The 18,918-nt window shown below is 71.5% G+C and carries 20 protein-coding genes; 10 read left to right on the forward strand and 10 right to left on the reverse strand.

The window, feature by feature from the left end; translation table 11 throughout:
- The first annotated feature begins 3 nt into the window (after positions 1-3).
- Positions 4-690: an IspD/TarI family cytidylyltransferase gene (locus BM236_RS02930; protein ID WP_091120058.1), complete on the forward strand. Its 687-nt coding sequence runs from the start codon at positions 4-6 to the stop codon at positions 688-690.
- A 1-nt stretch (position 691) separates the two neighbouring features.
- Here the strand turns inward: BM236_RS02930 and BM236_RS02935 are convergent, their stop codons facing one another.
- Both BM236_RS02935 and BM236_RS02940 read right to left on the reverse strand, forming a co-directional pair.
- Positions 692-1,261 carry a 2-C-methyl-D-erythritol 4-phosphate cytidylyltransferase gene (locus tag BM236_RS02935; RefSeq protein ID WP_091120061.1) on the reverse strand — a complete coding sequence of 190 codons (570 nt, stop codon included), beginning with the start codon at positions 1,259-1,261 and terminating at the stop codon, positions 692-694.
- A gap of 73 nt (positions 1,262-1,334) precedes the next feature.
- On the reverse strand, positions 1,335-1,820 hold the full coding sequence (locus tag BM236_RS02940) for a CarD family transcriptional regulator (protein ID WP_091120062.1): 486 nt from the start codon (positions 1,818-1,820) through the stop codon (positions 1,335-1,337).
- Between the two features lie 234 nt (positions 1,821-2,054).
- Between BM236_RS02940 and BM236_RS02945 the strand changes: the two genes are divergently transcribed.
- The 3 genes from BM236_RS02945 to BM236_RS02955 all read left to right on the forward strand — a co-directional run bounded on the left by BM236_RS02945 (position 2,055) and on the right by BM236_RS02955 (position 4,288).
- A complete protein-coding gene (locus BM236_RS02945; RefSeq protein ID WP_091120065.1) occupies positions 2,055-2,870 on the forward strand; it encodes a UbiA family prenyltransferase in 816 nt (271 codons plus the stop codon).
- A gap of 66 nt (positions 2,871-2,936) precedes the next feature.
- Positions 2,937-3,542 (forward strand): copper chaperone PCu(A)C, encoded by a 606-nt coding sequence (locus tag BM236_RS02950; protein WP_139230012.1) that lies wholly within the window; start codon positions 2,937-2,939, stop codon positions 3,540-3,542.
- Complete coding sequence (locus BM236_RS02955) at positions 3,542-4,288, forward strand: phosphoglyceromutase (protein ID WP_091120069.1); 747 nt, start codon at positions 3,542-3,544, stop codon at positions 4,286-4,288. The genes BM236_RS02950 and BM236_RS02955 overlap by 1 nt, the downstream gene beginning before the upstream one ends.
- A 226-nt stretch (positions 4,289-4,514) precedes the next feature.
- Here the strand turns inward: BM236_RS02955 and phoU are convergent, their stop codons facing one another.
- Positions 4,515-5,159 (reverse strand): phosphate signaling complex protein PhoU, encoded by a 645-nt coding sequence (gene phoU / locus BM236_RS02960; RefSeq protein ID WP_091120070.1) that lies wholly within the window; start codon positions 5,157-5,159, stop codon positions 4,515-4,517.
- 121 nt (positions 5,160-5,280) lie between these two features.
- Between phoU and BM236_RS02965 the strand changes: the two genes are divergently transcribed.
- Positions 5,281-6,444, forward strand: a complete 1,164-nt coding sequence (locus tag BM236_RS02965) for a sensor histidine kinase (protein WP_091120072.1) — start codon at positions 5,281-5,283, stop codon at positions 6,442-6,444.
- A gap of 88 nt (positions 6,445-6,532) precedes the next feature.
- Complete coding sequence (locus tag BM236_RS02970; RefSeq protein ID WP_091120075.1) at positions 6,533-7,210, forward strand: response regulator transcription factor; 678 nt, start codon at positions 6,533-6,535, stop codon at positions 7,208-7,210.
- A gap of 12 nt (positions 7,211-7,222) precedes the next feature.
- Here BM236_RS02970 and BM236_RS02975 read toward each other — a convergent pair whose 3' ends face one another.
- From BM236_RS02975 to BM236_RS02990, 4 genes are all read right to left on the reverse strand, one after another.
- Complete coding sequence (locus BM236_RS02975) at positions 7,223-8,128, reverse strand: DMT family transporter (protein WP_091120758.1); 906 nt, start codon at positions 8,126-8,128, stop codon at positions 7,223-7,225.
- Between the two features lie 98 nt (positions 8,129-8,226).
- Positions 8,227-8,736 (reverse strand): type III secretion system chaperone family protein, encoded by a 510-nt coding sequence (locus BM236_RS02980; RefSeq protein ID WP_091120077.1) that lies wholly within the window; start codon positions 8,734-8,736, stop codon positions 8,227-8,229.
- On the reverse strand, positions 8,733-9,992 hold the full coding sequence (gene mshA / locus BM236_RS02985) for a D-inositol-3-phosphate glycosyltransferase (protein ID WP_425434180.1): 1,260 nt from the start codon (positions 9,990-9,992) through the stop codon (positions 8,733-8,735). The genes BM236_RS02980 and mshA overlap by 4 nt, the downstream gene beginning before the upstream one ends.
- 145 nt (positions 9,993-10,137) lie before the next feature.
- A complete protein-coding gene (locus BM236_RS02990) occupies positions 10,138-11,397 on the reverse strand; it encodes an NHL repeat-containing protein (RefSeq protein WP_091120080.1) in 1,260 nt (419 codons plus the stop codon).
- A 97-nt stretch (positions 11,398-11,494) separates the two neighbouring features.
- Here BM236_RS02990 and BM236_RS02995 point away from each other — a divergent pair, with 97 nt between their 5' ends.
- Together BM236_RS02995 and BM236_RS03000 are read left to right on the forward strand one after the other, a co-directional pair.
- The gene (locus tag BM236_RS02995; RefSeq protein WP_091120762.1) at positions 11,495-12,235 is read left to right on the forward strand and encodes an SDR family NAD(P)-dependent oxidoreductase; all 741 of its coding nucleotides are present in this window, start codon (positions 11,495-11,497) and stop codon (positions 12,233-12,235) included.
- A gap of 81 nt (positions 12,236-12,316) precedes the next feature.
- Positions 12,317-13,006 (forward strand): aspartate/glutamate racemase family protein, encoded by a 690-nt coding sequence (locus tag BM236_RS03000; RefSeq protein ID WP_091120082.1) that lies wholly within the window; start codon positions 12,317-12,319, stop codon positions 13,004-13,006.
- Between the two features lie 34 nt (positions 13,007-13,040).
- On the opposite strand, the gene BM236_RS03005 is transcribed toward BM236_RS03000, so the two are convergent.
- Entirely contained in the window at positions 13,041-14,327 is a 1,287-nt protein-coding gene (locus BM236_RS03005; protein WP_091120085.1) for a protealysin inhibitor emfourin, read from the reverse strand.
- A 268-nt stretch (positions 14,328-14,595) separates the two neighbouring features.
- Positions 14,596-15,069, reverse strand: a complete 474-nt coding sequence (locus BM236_RS03010) for a PPOX class F420-dependent oxidoreductase (RefSeq protein ID WP_091120087.1) — start codon at positions 15,067-15,069, stop codon at positions 14,596-14,598.
- A 115-nt stretch (positions 15,070-15,184) separates the two neighbouring features.
- Here BM236_RS03010 and typA point away from each other — a divergent pair, with 115 nt between their 5' ends.
- A complete protein-coding gene (gene typA, locus BM236_RS03015; RefSeq protein WP_091120089.1) occupies positions 15,185-17,074 on the forward strand; it encodes a translational GTPase TypA in 1,890 nt (629 codons plus the stop codon).
- A gap of 54 nt (positions 17,075-17,128) precedes the next feature.
- Here the strand turns inward: typA and BM236_RS03020 are convergent, their stop codons facing one another.
- On the reverse strand, positions 17,129-17,761 hold the full coding sequence (locus BM236_RS03020; RefSeq protein ID WP_091120092.1) for a hypothetical protein: 633 nt from the start codon (positions 17,759-17,761) through the stop codon (positions 17,129-17,131).
- Positions 17,762-17,881: 120 nt separating this feature from the next.
- On the opposite strand from BM236_RS03020, the gene BM236_RS19310 reads away from it, so the two are divergent.
- Positions 17,882-18,889: a helix-turn-helix transcriptional regulator gene (locus BM236_RS19310; protein WP_245750105.1), complete on the forward strand. Its 1,008-nt coding sequence runs from the start codon at positions 17,882-17,884 to the stop codon at positions 18,887-18,889.
- Positions 18,890-18,918 lie beyond the last annotated feature (29 nt).

Consider the following 18,918-nt stretch of genomic DNA (forward strand, 5'->3'; position numbering starts at 1 on the left):
GTCATGCCCAGTGCTCTCGTCGTCCTCGCCGCCGGCAGCGGCTCCCGCGTCGGCGCGGACGTCAACAAGGTGCTGCTCCCCCTCGCCGACACGACCGTGCTCGGGCTGTCGCTGCGCGCCGCCCTCGAGGTTGAGGACGTGCGCCGGATCGTGCTAGTTGTCCGTCCCGGCGAGCAGGACGCCGTGGCCGAGGCGGTCGTCCCGGTGCTCGGGACCGGGGAGGTGCTCGTCGTCGAGGGCGGTGCGACCCGGCACGCCTCGGAGTGGGCCGCCATCTCCGCGCTGCGGGCCGACATCGAGGCCGGCGAGGTCGATGTCGTCGCCATCCACGACGGCGCCCGGCCGCTCGCGTCCCCTGAGCTCTTCTCCGCCACGATCGGCGTCGCCCGCGAGGTGGGCGGCGCCATCCCCGTCGCGCCGCTGACCGGTGTCGCGAACCGCGCGGGCCTGCGGCCGCACCCCGGTGTCGTCGGCGTCCAGACCCCGCAGGCCTTCCGAGCCGCCGATCTGCTCGGCGCGCACACCGCGGCAGCCGCGGACGGCTTCGAGGCGACCGACACCGCAGCCTGCCTCGCCGCCTACACCGAGGGCTCGGGGTTCCGCATCGCCGCGGTCCCCAGCTCCTCGCTCAACCTCAAGGTCACCTTCGTCGAGGACCTCGCCACCGCTGCGGCGCTTCTGGGGAGCTGACTCAGACCGGTCGGGTCTGGGCCTCGAGCAGCCGTACGTCGTCGAGCGACCCCACCCGGCGGCTCTCCGGGGGCGCCTCGACCGTGACGACCGGGAAGCGGGCGGCCAGAGCTGCGGCCAGCTCGGCGAAGTCGTACGACGGCAGCCCGTCGAGCGCCTCGACCACCTCCGGCGGCAGCACGATCGGCGAGGTGACGACGACCAGCGCGTCCCGGTCGATCGTCGAGCCGACGTAGCCGTCCTCGACCTGCTTGACCGTGTCGGTGACGGGCCGCACCCCGATGACGACAGCCGACCGCTCCTCGCTCGCCACGACGCACTCGGCGAGGAACGCGGCGGGCGTCATCGGGCAGAGCGCGTCGTGCAGGACGACCGGCTCGCCGGAATCGACGAGGCCCGCCCAGGTGGTGCCGAGATCGAACGGGGTGACTCCAGCCTCGCCGAGCGCCCAGGAGGCGCAGGCGACGAGCGCCTCGCCGTGGATGAGCGCGAACGGGAGCGAGCCGCGCTCGGTCTCGACGACGGTGCCGAGGGAGGGAGGCGGCGTGACGTCGTACGGATCGGTCGTCATGGCGACCCCACCGTATGACGTCCGGACATGACAACGGGCCCCGGGGCAGCAACCCCGGGGCCCGTTCCCACGTTCAGCTGGCGAGGACCTCGTCGAGCAGGGCCTCGGCCTTGTCCTCGTTGGTCCGCTCGCACAGGGCGAGCTCGGAGACCAGGATCTGGCGGGCCTTGGCGAGCATGCGCTTCTCGCCGGCCGAGAGGCCGCGGTCGCGCTCGCGGCGCCACAGGTCACGCACGACCTCCGCGACCTTCATGACGTCGCCGCTGTGCAGCTTCTCGAGGTTGGCCTTGTAGCGGCGCGACCAGTTGGTCGGCTCCTCGACATGAGCGGCGCGGAGGATCTCGAAGACCCGGTCCAGACCGTCCTTGTCGACGACGTCGCGGACGCCGACCAGGTCGAGGTTGTTGGCGGGGACCCGAACGACCAGGTCCTGCTGGGCGATGATCCGCAGGACGAGGTACTGGCGCTCCTCCCCCTTGATCGTCCGCATCTCGATGTCCTCGATGATCGCGGCCCCGTGGTTCGGATAGACGACTGTCTCGCCGACGGTGAAAGTCATATGTCAGGTACCCCTTCCTAGACAGCCAAGTCTACCACGGACCTGCAGTTAAGCCGATTCCGTTTGCGCAGGTCAGAGGCGCAATCACTCCATCCCCAGGGCTTGACAGAACCCGTGTTCGTGTGGTGGCGCCGTGCCTTCCCGTACGGCGACACGCTGAACGGGCCGCAGGATTTCTCGTGGCAGCGGGGGAGCCCGACACGGGGCGCCGGCCCATGCCGGATACTCGGGGCCATGTCCGAGGACCCCCCGGAGACCGTCCCGAGCGAGTCGAGCCCGCCCGCCCCGCCCGCCCCGGCCGACCCCGTGCGACCCGGGCGGCCGCACCGCCGGCTGCTGCTCGACTCGGTCCCCGTCCTGCTGGTCCGCGCCGCCCACCCGCGTCAGGCGCTGCTGACCGCTGCCGGGCTCGCGGCGGTGGCCGCCCTCGACGCGCGCCCGGGACGCGAGGTCGCGCTCGTCGCCGCGACGGTGCTGATCGGCCAGGTCGTCCTCGGCTGGCACAACGACCTCGTCGACCGCGTCCGCGACCGGGACCAGGAGCGCCCGGGGAAGCCGCTCGCCGACGGCCGGCTCGATCCCGGCACGACGTGGTTCGCCTGGTGCTGCGGCGTCCTCCTGCTGGTGCCGCTCGCCGTCAACAACGGCGTCCTGGCCGGCGCCTGCTACCTCGCCTCCGTCGCGGTCGGCCTGCTCGGCAACCTCGACAACGGGCTCGTGCGCCGCGGACTGCTCTCCTGGCTCCCCTGGGCGGTGTCGTTCGGCCTCTACCCGGCGTTCCTCTCCTACGGCGGCTGGGGCGGCCAGGCCGAGGGCGACCCGCCGCAGCCGGTGCTCCTCGGCCTCGCGGCGCTGGTCGGCGTGGGCGTGCACTTCCTGACCGCGCTCTGGGGCCTGGTCGCCGACGACGCCGAGGGGTGGACCTACCTGCCGCTGCGGGCCGGCCGCCGGCTCGGCGCCACCCGCCTGCTGGCGGTCACGCTCGTCTACCTGGCCGCTGCCGTGGCGGCCTTCGCCGTGGTGGCACACCAGCTCGGGCTGTCCCGGTAGCCGCAGGGCGGCGCATCACCCCGGCCACCTGATCGCCCGGCGTCCGGCGGCGGTAGGGTAACCGCCGTGATGACGTCTCTCCGCCGCCTTCGCACTCGGCGCGCGCTCGCCCTTGCCGGCCTCGTGGCTGTCGCGGCGCCGTTGGTCAGCTCCTGCGGCTTCGACTACGCCACCGACCGTCCGAACGTGATCGCCGACGGCGGCTACCACATCGACGGCGACGTGCACGTGCTCGCCGCACGCATCGTGGCGCCCTCCGACGGCACGGGCACGTTCGTCGCGACGATCTCCGTCGAGCCGAGCGCCGACGACGCCACCTTCTCCGGGTTGAGCGGCGAAGGCGTCACGGCCGGACAGTTCGAGCCCGTCACCATCCCCAGCAACGGGAGCGTCAACCTCTTCACCGAGGGCGGCGTCCCCGTCACGGGTGACTTCGCGGCCGGCGACAGCGTCCCGGTCACGCTCGACTTCGGCAGCGGGAAGTCGATCGACATCGACGCCCGCGTGGTCAAGCAGTGCGCGGAGTACGCCGAGGTGGCGACTCCCAGTCCGTCGCCGAGCAAGAGCCCCAAGGCCGGCGCCTCCGCGTCGCCGTCCGCCGAGGCGACCACCGAGCCCTACGACTGCTCCTACCCGACGGCTCCCGCCATCGGCGAGTCCGAGGGCGACTGATGACCTACACCCTCGTCCTCCTGCGCCACGGTGAGAGCGAGTGGAACGCGCTGAACCTCTTCACGGGGTGGGTCGACGTCCCGCTCAACGACAAGGGTCGCGAGGAGGGCGCCAACGCCGGACGCCTGCTCAAGGAGGCCGGCGTCCTGCCCGACATCGTGCATACCTCCCTGCTGCGTCGCGCCATCAACACGGCAGTGGTCTCCCTCGACGCCGCCGACCGGCACTGGATCCCGGTCAAGCGCAGCTGGCGTCTCAACGAGCGCCACTACGGCGCGCTGCAGGGCAAGGACAAGAAGCAGACCCTCGAGACCTACGGCGAGGAGCAGTTCATGCTCTGGCGCCGCTCGTTCGACGTACCGCCTCCGCCGCTCGCCGACGACGATGAGTTCTCCCAGGTCGGGCAGCCGCAGTACGCCGACATCCCCGACGCCGAGATGCCCCGCGCCGAGTGCCTCAAGGACGTCATCGAGCGGCTGCTCCCCTACTGGGAGTCGTCGATCGTGCCGGACCTGAGGGACGGCAAGGTCGTCCTCGTCGCCGCCCACGGCAACAGCCTGCGGGCGATCGTCAAGCACCTCGACGGGATCAGCGACGCGGACATCGCCGCCCTCAACATCCCGACCGGCCAGCCGCTGGTCTACCGGCTCGACGAGTCGCTCCAACCGACCGTCCCCGGTGGCGAGTACCTCGACCCCGAGGCCGCTGCCGCAGCCGCGGCGGCCGTCGCCAACCAGGGCCGCTGACCACCCGCTGACTCCCCCGAGGAGTCAATCCCTGCGCATCGAGGGGTCACCCCTGACGGCGCGAGGAGTCAATCCCTCAGCATCGAGGGGTCAATCCGCTGCGAGCGGCTGGCTTACATCCGATTGACCCCTCGGGCGTGAGGGATTGACCCCTCGGGCGTGAGGGATTGACCCCTCGGGCGTGAGGGATTGACCCCTCGGGCGTGAGGGATTGACCCCTCGGGCGTCAGGAGGGGGTCTCGCCGGTGACGACGAAGACGACCCGACTGGCGACGGAGACGGCGTGGTCGGCGATGCGCTCGTAGTAGCGGCCGAGCAGAGCCAGGTCGACGGCCGCCTCGACGCCGTGCTGCCAGTCCTTCGCGAGCAGGTCGGCGAAGGTCTGCCGACGCAGCTGGTCCATCTCGTCGTCGGCCGCGCGCAGCTGGTCGGCGGCCTCGATGTCGCGGGTCCTGATGATCTCGGCGGTCCGGCCGACCATCTCCTCGGCGATCTCCGCCATTCGGGCGATGGTGGGCCGGGCGGCGTCGGGGACGGCGTACCCGGGGGTGCGGAGGCGAGAGATCTTGGCGACGTGAACCGAGAGGTCGCCCATCCGCTCGAGGTCGCTCACCATGCGCAGGGCGGACACCACGACGCGGAGGTCGCCGGCGACGGGCGCCTGCAGGGAGAGCAGCGAGAGAGCGCTGTCCTCGACCTTCTCGCGCGCGTGGTCGATCTCGGCGTCGTCGCTGATGACCTGCTCGGCGAGGCTGGAGTCGGCCTCGAGGAGTGCCCGGGTGGCACGGGCGACAGCCACCTCGACCTGCCCGCAGATGGTGGCGAGGTCGTCGAAGATGCCGTCGAGCTGTTCGTGGAAGGCGTTGCGCATGAGGCGACGGTAGACAACCCGGGTGACCGACCGGGGCTGATCGGTGAACGGGACGTGAACGTTGCGCCGCGGGCCGTCCGCATGGCGAAGCCCGGGTGAACCGGGGCCCTAGGCTGGAGCCGTGAACCCGACGACCCAGGCGTTCCTCGCGGCGCTCCTCGGGGCCGTCGTCGCCGGGGCCGCGATCATCGCCTGGCACGCCAGCGAGCGCCAGCAGCAGCGCGTGCCGGTCACGGCGCCCCCGGTCGTTCCGCCCGAGGTGGCCACCGTCCTCTCCGTCCTGCGCAGCAGCGCGGTGATCGTCGGCGACGACGACGTCGTGGTGAAGGCCAGCGCGCCGGCGTACGCGCTCGGGTTGGTCAGGGGCAGCGCGCTGCTCTCCGCCGAGCTCGCCGACGTCGTCCGGCAGGTCCGCCGCGACGGGCAGATCCGGGAGACCGAGCTGGTCATGAGCCGGCCCGGCGTCCCGTCGCGCCACGTCACGGCGCGGATCGCCCCGCTCGGCTCCCGGCTCGTGCTCGCCCTCGTCGAGGACCGCACCCGCGAGCGGCGGGTGGAGGCGGTCCGGCGCGACTTCGTGGCCAACGTCAGCCACGAGCTCAAGACGCCGGTCGGCGCGATCCGAGTGCTGGCCGACGCGGTCGCGGAGGCCTCCGACGACCCGGTGGCGGTCAAGCGGTTCGCCGGGCGGATGCTGATCGAGAGCGACCGCCTCACCCAGCTCGTCCAGCAGATCATCGAGCTCTCCCGGCTGCAGGGCGACGAGCCGCTCGAGGCCCCCGTCGCGGTCGACGTCGACGAGGTCGTCGCCGCGGCGATCGACGCGGTGGAGGTCGACGCGGAGGGCAAGGGGATCACCGTGGTCACCGGCGGCACCAAGGGCCTGCACGTCTTCGGCAACGAGGAGCAGGTCGCCGCTGCGGTCAGCAACCTCGTGTCCAACGCCGTCGCCTACTCCGACCCCTCCTCGAGCGTGTCGGTCACCGCGCGCGCCGAGAGCGGCGCCGTCGAGATCTCCGTCGTCGACCAGGGCATCGGCATCCCGCAGGACGAGCTCGACCGGATCTTCGAGCGGTTCTACCGCGTCGACCCGGCGCGGCACCGCTCCACGGGCGGCACGGGCCTCGGTCTCTCGATCGTGAAGCACGTCGCCGCGACGCATGGCGGCGAGGTCCGGGTCTGGTCCGTCGAGGGCCACGGCTCCACCTTCACCCTCACACTGCCCCAACACCTGCCCGCGGTCGATGACCGGCTGATGCCGACGCCGGGCCCGAAGAACGCATGAAGCAACGAGGAGGACCTCCCATGAGCACCCCACCAGGCTCGTCGCCCCGTCCCCGCTCCTCGAGCGGTCGAACCGTCGGAGGTCGCGCGTGACCCGCGTGCTCGTCGTCGAGGACGAGGAGAGCTACAGCGAGGCGCTGTCCTACATGCTCCGCAAGGAGGGGTTCGAGGTCGCGATCGCGGAGAACGGCACCGACGCGCTCAAGGAGTTCGACCGCAACGGCGCCGACATCGTCCTGCTCGACCTGATGCTGCCCGGGATCCCCGGCACCGAGGTGTGCCGCCAGATCCGCTCCACCTCGTCGGTGCCCGTCATCATGGTGAGCGCGAAGGACGACGAGGTCGACAAGGTCGTCGGGCTCGAGCTCGGCGCCGACGACTACGTCACCAAGCCCTACTCCCCCCGCGAGCTGGTTGCGCGCATCCGCGCCGTCCTGCGCCGCGGCGCGGAGCCCGACCGGGCGCCGGCCACGCTGGAGGCCGGGCCGGTGCGGATGGACGTCGAGCGTCACGTCGTGACCGTCGACGGCCAGCAGCAGCGGCTGCCGCTGAAGGAGTTCGAGCTGCTGGAGATGTTCCTGCGCAACCCCGGCCGGGTGCTCACCCGCGGCCAGCTGATCGACCGGGTCTGGGGCAGTGACTACGTCGGCGACACCAAGACGCTCGACGTCCACGTCAAGCGGCTGCGCGCCAAGCTCGAGCCGGAGCCGAGCGAGCCGAAGTACCTCGTCACGGTCCGGGGGCTGGGCTACAAGCTCGACCTCTGACGGTCGGCCTGGTCAGCTCGCGGCCCGCCGACGGCTCCGGGTGATCGCGACGCCGAGCAGGGCGACGACTCCGCCGACGTACGCCAGGGCCGGTGGCGTCTCGCTGAGGAAGACCCAGGCGAGGGCGATGGAGATGACAGGCACGACGTAGGTCGAGATGCCGAGTCGGGACGCCGAGATGTGCTGGAGCGCGTAGCCGTAGGTCGTGAAGGCGATGGCGGTCGGGAAGACGCCGAGGTAGGCCAGCCACCCGATCTCGGCGGCCGAGGCGTCCCGGAGGTCGCCGACCAGCTGGCCGATCCACGGCAGCGTGACGACCGCGCCGATCGAGCACGCCAGCCAGGTCAGGTGCACGGCGGCGAAGCGGGTGGCGATCGGCTTCTGCAGGATCAGCGAGACCGAGTACGCCGCCACGGGGATGAGGCAGAGCAGGACGCCCGCCACCGACCGGCCGCCGTCCGCGGAGTCGCTCGAGGCGAACCCGATGATCGCCACGCCGGCGAACGCCAGCGCCAGCCCGACCCCGAGCTGGGCGGTGAAGGCCTCACCGAGGAAGACCGCGGCGAGCACGGCGATCACGATCGGTGAGAGCTGCAGGATCATCGACGCGGTGCCGGCGTCCACCAGGCGCTCGCCCGCGTTGAGGGCGAGCATGTAGACGGCGTACCAGAGCACGCCGATCGCCGCGATCACCCGCCACTCGGCGCCGCTCGGACGCGGCAGCGGACGGCGGCGCAGGGCCACGACGGAGAGGCACGCGGCGCCCACGAGCATCCGGCCCAGCGCCATCGCGCCCGGGTGGAAGACGTCGGAGAGGTGTCGGATCGCGACGAACGCGCTCGCCCAGAGCACCAGGGTCGTCGACACCGCGGCGACGGGGAGCCAGGTCTTGGTCAGGACGGTTTGATCGGTCGTCATGGTCGTCACCACAGAAGGCTAGGGAGCGCTCGTCGGCTGTGTCGCGCGGGTTTCGGTCACGGTGACGACGGAAGCGGCCAACATGCCCGAGACCGGGGTCAGCGCTCGAGCCAGCCGCGGAACGCCTCGAGGTTCTTCGTCGACTCCCCACGCAGGTTGCGCCACTCCCACTCCTTGCGGATCGAGGTCGCGAAGCCGAGCTCGAGAATGGTGTTGAACGACTCGTCGGCGTAGGTGAGGACCGACCCGAGCAGCCGGTCGAGCTCGTCGGGCGTGACGACCTCGAGCGGGAGCCGCCCGTCGAGGTAGATGTCGCCGTGGTGGTCGAGGGCGAAGGCGACGCCGAAGAGGCGAAGGTTCTTCTCCAGCAGCCAGCGGTAGACGCCCTCGAAGTTCTCGTCGGGCCGCCGGCAGACGAAGGCGTGCACCCCGAGCGCGTGCCGCCCCACGTCGAGCCGCACGGGCGTCTGGAGCTTGCGCTCGCCGGGCAGGGCGAAGGAGAAGGTGGTCTCCCCCGTCTCCGCGGCGGCCTCGGTGAACTCGATCTCGGTGGCGCTGAGGTGTTCGCGGACGACGTCGGCCGGCGAGCCCGCGGCTGCACTCGTCATGCGGCGCCCTCGTGGAGCGCGAAGCGGGCGTGCTCGTAGACCTCGAGGGTGCGCCGGGCGGTCATCTCCCAGGAGAAGGCCCGCGCCTGCTCGAGCGCCCCGGCCTCGAGCGAGAGGCGGAGCTCGTCGTCGAGCAGGACCCGCACCAGCGCGTCGGCCCAGCGCTCGGCTCCATGGCCGTCGACCAGCAGGCCGCTGTGGCCGTGCCGCACCGCGGTCGTCAACCCGCCGACCGCGGCAGCGACCACCGGCGTGCCGGTCGCCTGCGCCTCGATCGCGACCAGGCCGAAGGACTCGTTGTAGGACGGTACGGCGACCAGCGTCGCTGCGGCGTACCACTGCGCGAGCTCGGCCTGGGAGACCGGCGGCACGAACCTGACCACGTCGCAGATGCCGAGCTCGGCGGCCAGGGCGGCGAGGGACTCGGGCCGGTCCAGCCCCGAGCCGGACGGTCCGCCGACGATCGGGACGACGAGCCGTCCGCGTAGCGCCGGCAGCCGGCGCAGCAGCACCGCCACGGCACGCAGCAGGACGTCGGGCGCCTTGAGCGGCTGGATGCGGCCGGCGAAGAGCAGCACGGCGGCGTCGCGGGAGAGTCCGAGCGCCGTGCGCGCCGCGGCCTTGTCGTAGGGGCGGAACACGTCGAGGTCGACGCCCGGGTGAACGACCTGGACGCGACGCGGCTCGGCGCCGTAGAGGTCGATCAGCTGGCGTGCCTCGAGGTCGGTGTTGGCGACGAGGACGTCGGCTGCCTCGACCACCTGCTCCTCGCCGATCACCCGGGCGGCCGGCTCGGGGACGTCCCCGTCCGCGAGGGCGTCGTTCTTCACCTTCGCCATCGTGTGCATCGAGTGCACCAGCGGCACGCCCCACCTGTCCCGGGCGAGCGCACCGACCTGGCCGGAGAGCCAGTAGTGGCTGTGCACCAGGTCGTAGTAGCCGAGCGGGTGGGCGGCCTCGGCCCGGAGCACCTCGCGGGCGAACGTGCACAGCTGCCCGGGCAGCTCCACCTTCGTGAGTCCCTCGAACGGGCCGGCGTGCACGTGGTGCACCCGTACGCCGTCGTACGGGTCGACGAGCTGCGGCAGGCGGGAGGCGGTGGCGCGGGTGAAGACGTCGACCGCGACGCCCTGGTGGGCGAGCCGCTTCGCGAGCTCGAGGACGTAGACGTTCATCCCGCCCGCGTCGCCCGTGCCGGGCTGGTCGAGCGGGGAGGTGTGCAGGCTGATCATCGCCACACGCCTGATCGGCTCCACGCGCGACTCCTTCTGATCGGTCCTGCCCGAGGCGGCAACCACTGAGGTACCCACTGCATTCCCGATCCCTGCGCGCGCCACCCGGGCGCAGGCGTACGCCGGGCCGGTCGACGAGGCTCGACCGGCCCGGCGTTCTGGTGCGCTGCTACTTGCGGACCCGGAAGCCCTTGACCGCGTAGGCGCCGGCGCCCTTGGTGTTCACCGCTCGCACAAGCGCCTTGTAACGGCCCTTCCCCAGGCGCTTCGTCCGCAGGACGTAGGACCGGCGCGACGACGCCAGGTGCGCCGTCCGCACGACCTTGGCGCCCTTCTTCACGACCACGTCGTAGCGGAGGACGGGCGCGCCGCCGGTGCTGGCCGGAGCGGCCCAGGCGATCGTCCGCTTCTTGGCGCGGGCGCGGCCGGCGACGGCCAGGGAGCGCACCGACGACGGTGCCGTCACCACCGGGAGCGGGACGAGCGGGGCGTAGGTGTTGATCGCGTTGCCGGTGAAGTTGGCCACCGTCACGCTCCGGTCGGCGCCGACCCACACTCCCCAGGGGCCACCCAGCTGGCTGCTGCCGGCGGTCAGCACCCGACGCGGCGTGGCGTTCCCGTTCGCGCCGGCATCGAAGACGACGAGCTTCGCCCCGGAGTAGGAGGAGACGTAGACGTTCTCAGCACTGTCCACGGTGAGGGCGTAGGACTGGCCGAGGCTGGACGCGAGGCCACCGATCGTCCGCACGGGTGCGGCGTTGCCGTTGACGAGCTGCTCGTAGACGGTGACGTCCGCGGCACCCGCGTTGACGACGTAGAGCCGACCGCCAGGCGCGAACGCCAGACCGGCCGGGCTGCTGAGTCCCGTGGCCGCTCCGGCCAGGACGACGGTGGGCGCCACGTTCCCGCTGGCGGTCGGGCCGAACCTCTCGATGGAGTTGCCGGAGTAGTTCGCCACCGCGACGCTGCCGTCGGCCAGGACGGCGATGCCGAGCGGGCGCGACAGGCCGGTCGAGGCGCCCTGGATCGTCTTGACCGGTGCGACGTTGCCGTTCGCACCCGGGGCGAAGACAGTGATCGAGCTGGTGCCGTAGTTGGCGACGTAGAGGTAGCCGTTGGCGTCGACATCGGCGTCGTAGGGAGTCGAGATGCCCGTCGACGCTCCGCCGAGCGTGCGGATCGGCGCCGCGTTGCCGTTGGCGTCGGCGGCATAGACGGTGACGGTGCTGGTGGCGTTGTTGACGACGTACCACTCGCCGCCCGGGCCACGGGTGACGCCGGTCGGGAAGCTGAGGCCGGTCGAGGCGCCGGCGAGGACCCGCGTCGGTGCGGTACCGACCGTGTCGGCGTGGGCGATGCTGCACGACGTCGCAGGGACGGCGAGCGCGAGCGCCGCCACGAGTGCTGTGAGTCGAGTGATGATGCGCATGTCCTGCTCCTGTCCGCGGGCCGTGTCAGGCCCGCACTGGCAGAGAGGAGCGGGGGCCCGTCGAGGGAGATACCGGGGCCGGGTGAAGAATGCCGTCATGACGACAGCGGTGGTGACAGGCGCGAGCAGCGGCATCGGGGCGGCCACGGCTCGGCGGTTGGCCGGGGCCGGCTACCACGTGTTCCTGGCCGCGCGGCGCCACGACCGGATCGAGGAGCTGGCGGCCGAGATCGGCGGTACGGCGGTCGCGACCGACGTGACCTCGGAGGAGTCGGTCGCCGCGCTGGCCGAGGCTGTGGGGCCGACGCTCGACGTGCTCGTCAACAACGCGGGTGGCGCCTTCGGCTCCTCGCCCGTCTCCGAGGCGGCGACCGAGGACTGGCGGCGGATGTACGAGGTCAACGTGATCGGGCTGATGCAGGTGACCCGGGCGCTGCTGCCCGCCCTCGTCGCCAGCGGGGCCGGTGCCATCGTCAACGTCGGGTCGACGGCCGGCCGCGTCGCCTACGAGGGCGGCGCGGGGTACACCGCGGCGAAGCACGGCACCAAGGTGGTCACCGAGACCCTCCGGTTGGAGCTGTTCGACCAGCCGGTCCGCGTCATGGAGATCGCGCCGGGCATGGTGAGGACCGACGAGTTCGCGCTCGTCCGCTTCGACGGCGACGCGGAGAAGGCGGCGGCGGTCTACCGGGGAGTCGCGGAGCCGCTGGTGGCCGAGGACATCGCCGACGCGGTCACGTGGATGGTCACCCGGCCGGCGCACGTCAACATCGACGAGCTCGTGATCAGGCCGCGGGCGCAGGCAGCGCAGCACAAGGTCCACCGGGTCACGGACTGATCCGGCGGGCGGGTCGAGACCTCCCTGGAAGGGGTCGCGAGGATTCCTCGGCACGCCGACAGCGGTGCCAGACTGCCGCACATGCAGACGATCGGACTCGTCGGCGGGATGAGCTGGGAGAGCAGCGCCGCCTACTACGAGGGTCTCAACAAGGGAGTTCAGCAGCGGCTCGGCGGTCTGCACTCCGCCAAGATCGCGATGGTCTCGGTCGACCTGGCCGAGCTCACCGAGCTGCAGGAGAAGGGCGACTGGGACGCGGTCGCGACCATCCTGAGCGAGGCGGCCCGCGGCGTGGCCGCTGCCGGCGCGGACTTCATCCTGCTCGGCACGACGACCTTCCACCTGGTCTACGACCAGGTCGCCGCGGCGGTCGACGTGCCCGTCCTGCACCTTGCGGACATCCTCGCCGACAAGTGCAAGGACATGGGCGTCACGACGGTCGGCTTCGTGGGCACGAAGTACACGATGGAGAACACCTTCTTCGCCGAGCGGATCGCCGACCACGGACTCGACGTGAACCTGCCCGACCCGCTCCACATGGAGACGCTCGACTCGATCGTCTACGACGAGCTGGTCTTCCGGAAGATCAACCCGAGCTCGCGCAAGCGGCTGCTCACGATCGTCGACGAGCTGTGGGACAGCGGCGTGAGCGCCGTGCTGCTCGGCTCCTCGGAGCTGTCGCTGCTCGTCCGGCCTGAGGACGTCGAGGTTCCGGTGCTCGACGTGATCACGGTGCACGTCGAGGCGGCGCTGGACCGGGCGCTCGCCTGACGCCGGGGTCGGCAGAGCTTCTGACGACTCGGGGTCAGCGGAGGACGAGCTGGGCGATCCGGTGCAGGTCAGGGGTGAGGTGCTGCTCCGGAACGCGGCACTGCGCGCCGCACAGATCGAAGTCGTAGACGAACCGGTCCGCACCCGCCGTCCCACCGGAAAGGCTGGCGACGTCGACGCGGACCACGAGGTCCCGCAGCTCGCCGGCCCGCTCGTCGTCGCCGTCGAGGTCCACCACTCCCTCCTTGGTCAACCCGGCGAAGCCACCCGAGCGCTTGACCGCCACGGTGGTGCTGCTCGCACCCGGAGCCGGGCCGGCGCCTGACGAGGTCGACCCGTCGACCCCGACCTCCTTCCAGGCGCCGCTGACGACCTCGGCGTGGTCACCGGCAGCGGCGACCGTGGCAGCTGCGAAGGCCGCGAAGTCGGCGTCGGCGCCGACGTGTCCGCCGGTCAGAGCGGCGTACCAGATCCGGCCGGCGCCGTCCCACGACGTGCCGCCGATCCCGGTCGCCGCGAGCTGGAAGGCGCGGTTGGGGATGCCCGAGTTGGTGTGCACGCCACCGTTGTCGTCGGCCGTGTCCACGTAGTCGTCCATGTGGCCGACCTGCGGGTCCTTGCCCAGTCGCGGGTCGTCGTAGGCCGTCCCCGGGTGTGCCATGTCGCGCAGTGCTCGGGCCTGCACGCCGGGCAGGAAGATCCCCTCACCGATCAGCCAGTCGGCCTCGTCGGCGCGCTGGCCGAGCAGGCGCTGCTTGAGGCAGCTGCCGAACACGTCCGACACCGACTCGTTGAGGGCCCCGGACTGGCCCTGGTAGGTCAGCCCCGCAGTCCTCTCCGTCACCGCGTGGGCGAACTCGTGGCCGAGCACGTCGACGGGCTTGGTGAACCGCCCGAAGATCTCCCCGTCACCGTCCCCGAAGACGAGCTGCGTCCCGTCCCAGAAGGCGTTGTCGTAGCCCTGCTCGTAGTGCACGCTCACGCTCACGCTCGCGCCCTGACCGTCGAAGGAGCTGCGGCCGAAGACCTCCGACCACAGCGCGAGCGTGGCCTCGATCCCGGACGCCGCCTCGTCGACGGCCGCGTCGCCCGACTCGGGGTCGCCCGCCGAGCGCACCACGTCGCCGGGGAGCGCAGCGGTGTTGGAGCAGGTGTGCACCACCCAGGCGGCGCCGCCGACCGCTCCCTGCGGCGCGGTCCGCGGGCCGGCGGCCCGGGCGGAACGCAGCTGCCGGTCGCGCTCCACCAGCGGCGGTGGCTGCAGCCGCTCGATGAGGTAGGGAGGGATGAACTGGCAGTGGTGGCGGTCCCGAGTGGTCATGGGTCAAGCATTGCTCGGACCACCGACAAATGGTCTCGATACGCTCGCTGGCGCTCGCTACTCGACCAGCGAAGGTTCCGGCGCTACTCGACCAGCGAAGGTTCCGGCGCTACTCGACCAGCGAAGGTTCCGGCGCTACTCGACCAGCGAAGGTTCCGGCGCTACTCGACCAGCGAAGGTTCCGGCGCTACTCGACCAGCGAAGGTTCCGGCGCTACTCGACCAGCGAAGGTTCCGGCGCTACTCGACCAGCGAGGGCTCCGCGCTCGCTAGTCGACCGGCGAAGGCGCTCGGTCCGGAGGGAAGCCACCGGTCGCGATCGGGCCCCAGCGCTCGATCGTGATCCGGATCAGCGACTTGTCCTGCTTGCGCATCGCGGCGCGGTAGTCGTCCCAGTCCGGGTGCTCACTCGAGATGCAGCGGAAGTAATCGACGAGGGCGTCCTCGGCCTCCGGCATGTCGAGGACCTCGGCGGTCCCGTCGACCTGGACCCACGGGTCGGCGAAGCCGTCGCTGACCACCAGGACCGACGCGGCCGGGTTGCGGCGGAGGTTCACCGCCTTCGCCCGGTCGGGGTAGGTCGAGATGACCAACTGACCCTGGGCCGAGACACCGCCGGTGACGGGTGAGAGCTGCGGGCGACCGTCCTTGCGGGTGGTCGCCAGCATCCAGCTGTGCCGCGGTCGCAGGAAGTCGAGCAGCTCCTCGCGGGACGCCTTCGTGTTCGTCGCGATCTTCGCCATGGCGCCACCCTACGGCGGCGTGGCGGTCGGCCGAGCGGCTGAGGATGCGGGGCGGCCGTACCCCCGCCGATAGTCTGGGGAGGCAATCCCCCGAGCAGAGACGAGTGGCATCCGCATGTCCGAGACCAAGCAGTCCAACCTGCGCAACGTCGCGATCGTGGCGCACGTCGACCACGGCAAGACGACGCTCGTCGACGCGATGCTGCGGCAGGGCGGCGCGTTCAGCGCGCACCAGGCCGAGTCCGTGGCCGACCGGGTCATGGACTCCGGTGACCTCGAGCGCGAGAAGGGCATCACCATCCTCGCGAAGAACACCGCCATCCACTACAACGGGCCGAGCGCGCCCGAGGGCATGACGATCAACATCATCGACACCCCCGGCCACGCCGACTTCGGTGGCGAGGTCGAGCGCGGCCTGTCGATGGTCGACGGCATCGTGCTGCTCGTCGACGCGTCCGAGGGCCCGCTCCCGCAGACCCGCTTCGTGCTCCGCAAGGCGCTCAACGCCGGCCTGCCGGTCGTGCTCGTCGTCAACAAGGTCGACCGCGGCGACGCGCGGATCGACGAGGTCGTCGACGAGACCTACGAGCTCTTCATGGACCTGCTCGACGACAGCCACGCCCACGACGCGCTCGACTTCCCCGTCGTCTACGCCTCCGGCAAGGCCGGCATCGCCTCGCTGGAGAAGCCGGAGAACGGCACGCTGCCGCAGGGCGACAACCTCGAGCCGCTCTTCAAGACGATCCTCGAGACCATCCCGGCGCCGACCTACACCGAGGGCGCGCCGCTGCAGGCCCACGTCACCAACCTCGACGCCTCCCCGTTCCTCGGCCGGCTGGCGCTGCTGCGCATCCACGAGGGTGAGCTGCGCAAGGGCCAGCAGGTCGCGTGGATGAAGGCCGACGGCACGGTCAAGAACGTCAAGATCACCGAGCTCCTCATCACCGAGGGGCTCGACCGGGTCCCGGGCGAGTACGCCGGCCCCGGCGACATCGTCGCCATCGCGGGCATCCCCGACATCATGATCGGCGAGACCATCGCCGACGCGGAGAACCCTGTCGCGCTGCCGCTCATCACCGTCGACGAGCCCGCGATCTCGATGACCATCGGCACCAACACCTCGCCGCTCGTCGGCAAGGTGAAGGGCTCCAAGGTCACCGCCCGCATGGTCAAGGACCGCCTCGACACCGAGCTGGTCGGCAACGTCTCGCTGCGCGTGCTGCCGACCGACCGCCCCGACGCGTGGGAGGTCCAGGGCCGTGGCGAGCTGGCGCTGGCGATCCTCGTGGAGCAGATGCGCCGCGAGGGCTACGAGCTGACCGTCGGCAAGCCGCAGGTGGTCACCCGCGAGGTCAACGGCAAGGTGCACGAGCCGGTCGAGCGGCTCACGGTCGACGCCCCCGAGGAGTTCCTGGGCTCGATCACCGAGCTGATGGCCAGCCGCAAGGGCCGCATGGAGAACATGACGAACCACGGCACCGGCTGGGTGCGGATGGACTTCGTCGTACCGGCCCGTGGCCTCATCGGCTTCCGGACCGACTTCCTCACGCTGACCCGCGGCACCGGCATGTCGTCCTCGATCTCCGACGGCTACATGCCGTGGGCCGGCGAGATCCGCGCGCGCAACAACGGCTCGCTCGTGGCCGACCGCGTCGGCGCGGCGACGGCGTACGCGATGACGTCGATCCAGGAGCGCGGCACGCTCTTCGTCGAGCCGGGCACCGAGGTCTACGAGGGCATGATCGTCGGCGAGAACTCCCGCGCCGACGACATGGACGTCAACATCACCCGCGAGAAGCAGCAGACCAACATCCGCTCGGCGACGTCGGACAACTTCGAGAAGCTCATCCCGCCGAAGAAGCTCTCGCTCGAGCAGTGCCTGGAGTTCTGTCGCGACGACGAGTGCGTCGAGGTGACCCCCGAGATGGTCCGCATCCGCAAGGTCGTCCTGGACGCCAACGACCGCGGCAAGATCGCGAGCCGGGCCCGCAAGGCCAACAAGTAGTCGCGTTGTGAGAGTGGGAGTGACCCAGAGGTCACTCTCACACTCACAACGCGCTCAGGCGGCCGGGACGACAGCCCGGCCCGCTACCAGCTGCCAGACCCCGATCACGATCGCCCAGACGCCCAGCAGGCCGCTGACCGGGAAGAGTGCGTCGAAGCTGTCGGTGAACGGGATCGTCCCCGACGCGAGCGCGAAGGCGGCTCCGCCGACCAGTCCCAGGACGGCGGTGACCGGGTTGCCGATCGAGCGGGTGAGTCCGCCGACCGTCGCCAGGGCCGCGAAGGCGAAGCCCCAAACCGCGTCGACGCCGGTCTCGTTGAGCGTCGCGACGACCGACAGCAGGTTCGGCTGACCGTCCGCGAGGGTGGAGGCGCCGAGCGGCTCGAGGGTGTGCACGACCATGCCGGCGACGCTGACGACAGCCACCACCGAAACGGCGGCTGTCAGCCGCTGCACGGCGGGCCCTCCGCGCCCGCGCAGCGCCCAGGCACCGGCGGCGAAGCCGATGAACCCGACCAGCAGCAGCGCATGGGAGGAGTACCAGGCGTGGTGCACCAGCATCTCGTGCAGCTGGTCCGTCTTGCTGCCGGTGCCGTCGTCGGAGGGATGGGTGCTGCCACCGATGTTGAAGGCCACGCCGCCCACGGCGAGCAGGGCGAACGCGACGCGTGATTGCTGAACAGTCATGCGTCGACCGTCGCGTTCTGCCGGGCGGCGCACGGCGGGGCTGACCCTGCGACCGAGATTCAGGGAAAACCCTGCACCGGTTCGCGGCACGGCCGCCGCGCCGAGTGCCACGATGCGCGAGTGACCCCCTCCGGCCGGCGACTCGGCGACGACCTCGCCGCCCTCGGCGCCGTGTCCGCGGTGTCGACGCTCGTCGCCCTGGGCGCGAGCCGCGGGCTGTGGCTGTCCAACCTCCACAACGCCGCCCTGGCCGTCACATCGGCGCTCACCGGCGCACTGCTCCTCTCGCGCCGACCCGGTCAGCGCGAGGCCCGGCAGTTCCTGGCGATCGCACTTGTCAGCGCCGTCGTGTACGCCGGCCGTCAGGTCGGCCTCGACGGCGACGGCCGCGCCGCCGCGTGGTGGGGCTGGCTGGGCGTGTGGCCGACCGCGCTGGTGATCGCGCAGACGACGTTGCTGGTGCTCTGCTTCCCGGAAGGGCGCTTCCTGTCACACCGCTGGCGCATCGTGGGGATCACCGCGGCGACCGCGGCGATCATCAGCGCCACGCTGTCCGCGCTGTGGCCGGTCGAGTACGCCACCGATGCCATCGTGACGCCGTTCCCCTTCACTCTGCAGGGGTACGACGCCGCCGCGACTGTGTGGGACAAGCTCGCCCACCCGCTCTACGCCCTCCTGCAGGTCGCCTGGCTCGTCGGTCTTGCCGCCCGGTGGCGGGCGTCGGACTCTGCGGTGCGTCAACAGCTGTTGTGGCTGGTCGTGCTGGTGGCGGGCATCGTCACCGTGCTGTTCGCCGGACTGGCCATCGGCGGGACGCCGACGCCCGGGCTGCTGGCGGTCGGCGCGCTGCCGTTGGCGGTCGGGTGGATGCTCGACCGGCTGAGCCTCGCGCACGTCGTCGAGCTGGAGCGGGCGGCCGGGCGACTCGACGCGCTGACGCCTCGGGAGAACGAGGTCCTCGACCTGATGGCACGCGGTCTCTCGAACCAGGCGATCTCGGAACGCCTGCACCTCAGCATCAAGACCGTCGAGCCGGCGATCAGCTCGATCTTCCGCAAACTGGGGCTCGACGACGACCCGGCCAGCAACCGTCGCGTGCTGGCCGTTGTCCAGTACTGGCGCCGCTGACCCCCAGAAGTCGCCTTGTGAGCGTCAGC

The sequence above is a fragment of the Nocardioides terrae genome, assembly GCF_900112345.1.
GTDB lineage: Bacteria > Actinomycetota > Actinomycetes > Propionibacteriales > Nocardioidaceae > Nocardioides > Nocardioides terrae.